7 protein-coding genes are annotated in these 6,175 nt (G+C 56.6%); 3 read left to right on the forward strand and 4 right to left on the reverse strand.

Annotated elements, in window-relative coordinates:
* Window position 1: 1 nt before the first annotated feature.
* From ABY734_RS15635 to ABY734_RS15645, 3 genes are all read right to left on the reverse strand, one after another.
* The gene (locus tag ABY734_RS15635) at window positions 2-985 is read right to left on the reverse strand and encodes an NADPH:quinone oxidoreductase family protein (protein ID WP_372780271.1); all 984 of its coding nucleotides are present in this window, start codon (window positions 983-985) and stop codon (window positions 2-4) included.
* An 80-nt stretch (window positions 986-1,065) separates the two neighbouring features.
* A complete protein-coding gene (locus tag ABY734_RS15640; RefSeq protein ID WP_372780273.1) occupies window positions 1,066-1,893 on the reverse strand; it encodes an SDR family NAD(P)-dependent oxidoreductase in 828 nt (275 codons plus the stop codon).
* 12 nt (window positions 1,894-1,905) lie between these two features.
* Window positions 1,906-2,676, reverse strand: a complete 771-nt coding sequence (locus ABY734_RS15645) for an SDR family oxidoreductase (protein WP_372780275.1) — start codon at window positions 2,674-2,676, stop codon at window positions 1,906-1,908.
* Between the two features lie 120 nt (window positions 2,677-2,796).
* Between ABY734_RS15645 and ABY734_RS15650 the strand changes: the two genes are divergently transcribed.
* Complete coding sequence (locus ABY734_RS15650; RefSeq protein ID WP_372780277.1) at window positions 2,797-3,696, forward strand: LysR family transcriptional regulator; 900 nt, start codon at window positions 2,797-2,799, stop codon at window positions 3,694-3,696.
* Here ABY734_RS15650 and ABY734_RS15655 read toward each other — a convergent pair.
* Window positions 3,693-4,664, reverse strand: coding sequence for an alpha/beta fold hydrolase (locus ABY734_RS15655; RefSeq protein WP_372780279.1), 972 nt, complete (start codon window positions 4,662-4,664; stop codon window positions 3,693-3,695). The two genes, ABY734_RS15650 and ABY734_RS15655, sit on opposite strands and share 4 nt — an antisense overlap.
* Before the next feature lie 152 nt (window positions 4,665-4,816).
* On the opposite strand from ABY734_RS15655, the gene ABY734_RS15660 reads away from it, so the two are divergent.
* Window positions 4,817-5,218 carry a MerR family DNA-binding transcriptional regulator gene (locus ABY734_RS15660; RefSeq protein ID WP_372780281.1) on the forward strand — a complete coding sequence of 134 codons (402 nt, stop codon included), beginning with the start codon at window positions 4,817-4,819 and terminating at the stop codon, window positions 5,216-5,218.
* Between the two features lie 22 nt (window positions 5,219-5,240).
* A partial coding sequence (locus ABY734_RS15665; protein WP_372780283.1) for an acyl-CoA dehydrogenase family protein occupies window positions 5,241-6,175 on the forward strand: 935 nt, incomplete at its 3' end.

Genomic DNA, 6,175 nt, shown 5'->3' on the forward strand with positions numbered 1-6,175 from the left:
CTCACTCCTTACCGGGCACGATCACGACTTTGCCCGACACCTTGCGGTCCATCAGTGCGCGAATCGCTTTCGGGCCATCTTCCAGTGAATAGGTACCCGCAATGTGTGGCTTCAGCTTGCCCGCCTGCAGCCATTCGAACAGCGCAAACAGGTCGTTGATGTTGTTATTGGGTTCACGCTTGACGTAGTCCCCCCAGAACACACCACAGATTGAACTGCCTTTCAAAAGGGTCAGGTTCAGCGGGATTTTAGGGATTTCGCCATTGGCAAAACCAATCACCAGAAAACGTCCACGCCAACCGGTTGAACGCAGGGCAATCTCACTAAAGGGGCCGCCGACCGGGTCGTAAACCACGTCCACGCCCTTGCCGCCAGTCAGCTCTTTTAAGCGGGCCTTCATGTCTTCGGTTTCGTAGTTCAGCAACTCGTCGGCACCGTGGTCTTTGCATACCGCCAGCTTTTCCGTAGTAGAAGCTGCGGCAATGACTCGTGCGCCCAGCGCTTTGCCAATTTCAATCGCCGCTAGACCCACACCACCGGACGCGCCAAGCACCAGCAGGGTTTCGCCTTCCTTCAGCTGACCGCGATCAACCAGCGCGTGATAGCTTGTCGCATAAGTCATGACAAAAGCAGACGCCGTGACAAAATCCATGCCTTCAGGCATCGGGATAACTGCAGAAGCGTCGGCGCAGACCTGCTCAGCAAAGGCGCCCCAACCGGTAAAGGCGATCACGCTGTCACCGGGTTTAACGTGCTTGACACCTTCGCCCACGCTCTTTACAACACCAGCGCATTCGCCGCCGGCAGAGAAAGGCAGCTCGGGTTTGAACTGATACAGGTTTTGAATAATCAGGGTATCGGGAAAGTTAACAGCCGCAGCTTTTACTTCCAGCACCACCTGGCCTTTCGCAGCTTCCAGGTCTGCCACTTCTTCGACGACCAGCTTCTCTGGCAAACCGTGCTCTTTACACAATAACGCTTTCATAATTGCTCCTTATTCGATTGTTACCACCCAACTCTATTCTTACGCCCCCTCTCCCTTGGGGAGAGGGCCGGGGTGAGGGCTTACGCCATCGGACTGGTGGGTTTGCGATCGTTCAGAATGTCGTTCATACGCAGTTCTACACTCTTGCGCGCGCCCTTGTGCGGCAGAATATAAAAGCGATCCGCCTTGACTGCATCCAGCGTCGTGCGAGCGACGTCTTCTGCGCTCAATTTGCCGGCCTCAATCGCGGCCTTTACAAACTGCGCAAAGGCCGCACCGTCGGGGTTACTTTCACTCAACTCCTGCGGTCGGTTGCGTTCCGATTCAGCAATACCGGTTTTGAAAAAGGCCGGACACAGAACCGATACGCCAATATCAGCCTTTGCCATTTGCAAGTCGTGGTAAAGACACTCGGACAAGGTCACCACACTGTGCTTGGAAACGCAGTACACACCCGATCCTGGTACCGAGGTCAGACCTGCCAGCGAGGCGGTACTGACCACGTGGGCCGGCTCGCCTTGCTCCAGCATTCGCGGTACAAATGCCTGAATGCCATGAACAACACCCATCACATTCACGCCCATGACCCATTCCCACTCGTCTGCCGTGCTGCTCCAAACCGGCCCTGAGGCGGCAACACCGGCGTTGTTAAAGAGAAGATGGGCTTTGCCGAACGTGTCGTAGGTCAAGCTTGCCAGTGCGTCCAGTTCTTCACGCTTGGTCACATCGGTGCGACGCACAACCGACTCCGTTGCGCCCAGCATTGCGCGGGTTTCTTCGAGGCCTTTTTCGTCGACATCGGCCAGCACCAGCTTCATGCCTTCTGCGGCGCACAGCTTGGCCAGCTCCCGGCCCAGACCGCTACCGGCACCGGTAACGATAGCTACGCGATTTTCAAGAGAATCCATAGTGCACCTCATTCAGGCTGTCAGATAGCCGCCATCGACATTCAGAGCAACACCCGTGGTATAGCTCGCCGCCGGTGAAACCAGATACAACACCGCACCGGCCATTTCGCTGGGGTCGGCCACGCGTTTCATGGGCACGTGTTGCATGGCGTGCTCACGGATTTCGTCGTTCTCGACCAGCGCCGAGGCAAACTTGGTGTCAGTCATTCCGGGTAGCAATGCATTTACACGAATGCCCATCTGAGCACACTCTTTAGCGAAGGCTTTGGTCATGGAGATAACCGCTGCCTTGGTTACCGAGTAAATGCCCTGCATGTCGCCGGGGATCACGCCGTTAACGGACGCGACGTTGACAATGCTGCCGCCGCCCTGGGCCATCATCAGCTTGGCGCCCTCCTGACACATCACAAAGTAGCCACGAATATTCACATCCACCGTTTTCTGGAACATGGAGACCGGTGTTTCCGTGATATGACCAAAGTGAGGGTTGGTGGCTGCGTTATTGACCAGAATGTCGAGACGGCCGTGCTGATCGCGAATGTGTTTGAAAATGCCCTCGACCTGCTCCAGTTCGCCGATATGACAGGCAAAGGCCTCAGCCTTACCACCACTCTCGCGGATAGACGAAGCGACGGCTTCGCAGCCATCAATCTTGCGGCTGGATACGATAACCGTCGCACCCTTCTCGGCCAGCAGACGGGCGATGGCCTCACCGATACCCCGACTGGCTCCGGTAACCAGAGCGACCTTGCCGTTGAGCTCAAAAGACGTGGACCGTTCCATGTATAGCACTCCCTCTAATGGTGTTTTGGACTTGCCAGCAGCTTAGACAGGGGCTTACTATTATTCCAATCAATTAAAGTTATGACTTACCATCAATATCATGCATAGATGCCTCGCCTAATGCACATAAACAGGGTAGACCTGAATTTGCTGGTTGTCTTTGACGCCATATACAGCGAAGGCGGCATTACCCGCGCGGCTGAAAAACTGCATCTGACTCAACCGGCCGTCAGCCATGCCTTGGGCCGGCTACGCACTTTGTTTGACGACCCCCTGTTTGAACGCGATGGGCGGCTGATGATGCCCACACCCAAGGCCCGCAGTCTGATTGGCACCGTTCGCCGTTCCCTGCGCGAGCTGCAGATCATGTTTAATGATATTGAGCGCTTCGATCCGGTCAGCAGCGACCGGGCCTTCTCGGTGGGGATGCGGGATCTGCTGGAAGTCAGTGTGCTGCCTGCGCTGGCCAAACGTATTGCTGGTTCTGCGCCGGAGTTGACCGTGTCGTCGGTTCGTCTGAACCGCCCGGACCTGGAATCAGAATTGGCCACCGGCGTGCTGGATGTCGCTATCGATGTGTTGCGCCCGGTATCCGATGATATCGCCTATCAACGCATCGCACGGGACAGCATGGTGGTGCTGGCCCGCCCCCATCACCGGGTGGTGAGCCAGGGCTTAAGCCTTGAGGATTATCTGGAGCAAGACCATATCCAACTTAGCTCGCGGCGCTCAGGACAGGGCTTTGAAGACGTAGAACTCAGTCGCCTGGGCATACAGCGCAACATTCGCCTGCGCTGTCAGAACGCCTTTGCGGCTCTGCGCATTGTCAGTGAAACCGACTACCTGCTGACGCTGGCCGAAAATTACGCTCGGGAGCTGGCGCCCCAGTTCGGCCTGAAGGTATTGCCCCTGCCCTTTAAAACCATGGCCTTCGATGCCTACCTTTACTGGCACCGCAATGTGGACAACGACCCGGGCAATCGCTGGCTGCGGGAGCAGATTCAGAGCCTGACCCGTTAACGCCGTTCTATATCGGCCAGATAATCCAGCAAAATCCGGTTCACCTCACCCGACTTTTCCAGCTGAACAAGATGCCCCGCACCGGGGATCATTTCCACCCGCCGAAGGTCCGGGAACTGCGCCCGCATCAGGCTGATCGGATCGTCGCCGTGAAAGCCTTCCAAATCCACATCAAATTCGCTGCCCAGAAAGTAGGCCGGCACCCTGGATTGCTTACCTTCTAGCGCCTTACGCTCCTGCCACTTGATGTCCATCGCCCGATACCAGTTAAGTCCGCCGGTAAAGCCACTGCGCGCATATTCGCTGTGAAAGAACTCAAACTCCAGCTCACTCAGCCAGGGCCAGGGCAGCGGCGGTGCCTCATCCATCGCTTCGATATAGGTCGCCGAGGGCGGGTACTTCCAGGTGGCGAAGTAATCGCCCTCCCCGCTGAGCGCCCAGAACACTTTATGCAAAAACACCCTAGGCTCCGCCGCCAGGTCGCGGTCAGCCCGTCCCGGCTCGCGAAAATACTCGATATGAAGGAAGTGTTCTTGCGCCATCTGCGCGTATTCGGTTAACGGCGGCACCTGCGGATTGTGCGGCGCTGCCGGGTTTTCCAGGCCGATCACCGCGCGAACCCGCTCCGGATAAAGATGCGCCAGGTCATAAATGGCAAAAGCACCAAAATCCAACCCACAGAATACGGCTTTTTCTATGCCAAGATGATCCAGCAGACCCAGCAAGTCGCCCGTGATGGCCGAGACTGAATAGGCTTCTTTGTCTGGTGGCGCTTCGGTTTGCCCCATCCCGCGCATATCCGGGGCTATCACCCGATAGCCCGCCTGGCTCAAGGCCGTGATCTGCCGGTGCCAACTGAACCAGAGATGGGGAAAGCCGTGACACAGCACGACAGGCAGGCCGTCGCCGGCTTCGACCCAGTGGCTGTGAATACCGTTAATGGTGGCGTAGTGATGGCTCAGGGGCATAGGGGTCTCCTAGTCTACGTGTGGAGACTAAAGCTATGGCAGCGCTTATTCCATGAAGGGTGGTTCATCTTAAGACGACCGACCAACCTAACGTTGACGTTAACGTAAACTTGGCACTAGAATCTCACTCATCGTCATATTGGGACCGCGCAGTGACCTCGAAAAGCCGTTCTTTCAGCATCTCCCAGTTGGCCGAGGAATTCGGCATTACGACCCGTGCGATCCGGTTTTACGAAGAAAAAGGACTGCTTCAACCCAAACGCAACGGCCAGACCCGCATCTACAGCGCGGCTGACCGCGTCAAACTGATTCTGATTCTGCGCGGCAAGCGCCTTGGCCTGTCGCTGGAAGAGAGCAAAGACATCATCGAGATGTACCACCCGGATCAGGACAACAGCCAACAGCTGCAAACCCTGATCGACAAGATTCGCGAAAAACGCGAACACCTGAAAACTCAGCTAGAAGATTTGCGCACCATGATGCGCGAGCTGGATGAAGCCGAGGCGCGCTGCGCCGATGCACTGACAACAATGAAAATCGTCACCACATCCTAATGACTATTTGGAAGGGCAACCCATGAACACACCATACCCCACGCTAAATTTCGGCCTCGGTGAAGAGATCGACATGCTGCGCGACATGACCTGGAATATGGCCCAGGCTGAATTGGCACCTCGCGCCGAAGCCATCGACCGCGATAACGAATTCCCGATGGATATGTGGAAAAAGCTTGGTGATCTGGGCTTGCTCGGCATCACCGTGAGCGAGGAATACGGCGGTAGCAATATGGGCTACCTGGCCCACTGTGTGGCAATGGAAGAAATCAGCCGCGCCTCCGCTTCGGTTGGCCTGTCCTACGGCGCCCACTCCAACCTTTGCGTGAACCAGATTTTCAAAAACGGCAACGACGAACAACGCCGCAAGTATCTGCCAAAGCTTTGCAGCGGCGAGCATGTGGGTGCGCTGGCCATGTCCGAGCCAAACGCAGGCTCAGATGTTGTGAGCATGAAGCTGCGCGCCGAGAAAAAAGGCGATCGCTACATTCTCAACGGTAACAAAATGTGGATTACCAATGGCCCCGATGCCCACGTCTATGTGATCTACGCGAAAACCGACATCGACGCCGGTCCACGCGGCATGACCGCCTTTATTGTTGAGCGCGATTTCCCCGGTTTCTCCCGCGCCCAGAAACTCGACAAGCTGGGTATGCGCGGCTCCAACACCTGCGAGCTGGTATTTGAAGACTGTGAAGTGCCCGCCGAAAATATCCTTGGCGGCGAAGGTCGCGGTGTCAATGTGTTGATGAGCGGACTGGACTACGAGCGCACGGTTCTCTCCGGCGGCCCCGTCGGCATCATGCAGGCCTGCCTCGACGTTGTGGTTCCCTACATCCACGACCGCAAACAGTTTGGCCAAAGCATTGGCGAGTTTCAGCTGATGCAGGGCAAAGTGGCTGATATGTACACCGAGCTCAACGCCAGCCGCGCCTATCTGTATGCCGTAGCCCGCGC

The sequence above is a fragment of the Litorivivens sp. genome (assembly GCF_041624475.1).
Classification (GTDB): domain Bacteria; phylum Pseudomonadota; class Gammaproteobacteria; order Pseudomonadales; family Spongiibacteraceae; genus Litorivivens.

Bases quoted from the DNA above. Each gene is read 5' to 3' on its own strand.
- ABY734_RS15655 (WP_372780279.1), bottom strand. From the start codon at position 4,664: ATGCCCCTGAGCCATCACTACGCCACCATTAACGGTATTCACAGCCAC.
- ABY734_RS15645 (WP_372780275.1), bottom strand. From the start codon at position 2,676: ATGGAACGGTCCACGTCTTTTGAGCTCAACGGCAAGGTCGCTCTGGTT.
- ABY734_RS15635 (WP_372780271.1), bottom strand. From the start codon at position 985: ATGAAAGCGTTATTGTGTAAAGAGCACGGTTTGCCAGAGAAGCTGGTC.
- ABY734_RS15640 (WP_372780273.1), bottom strand. From the start codon at position 1,893: ATGGATTCTCTTGAAAATCGCGTAGCTATCGTTACCGGTGCCGGTAGC.
- ABY734_RS15650 (WP_372780277.1), top strand. From the start codon at position 2,797: ATGCACATAAACAGGGTAGACCTGAATTTGCTGGTTGTCTTTGACGCC.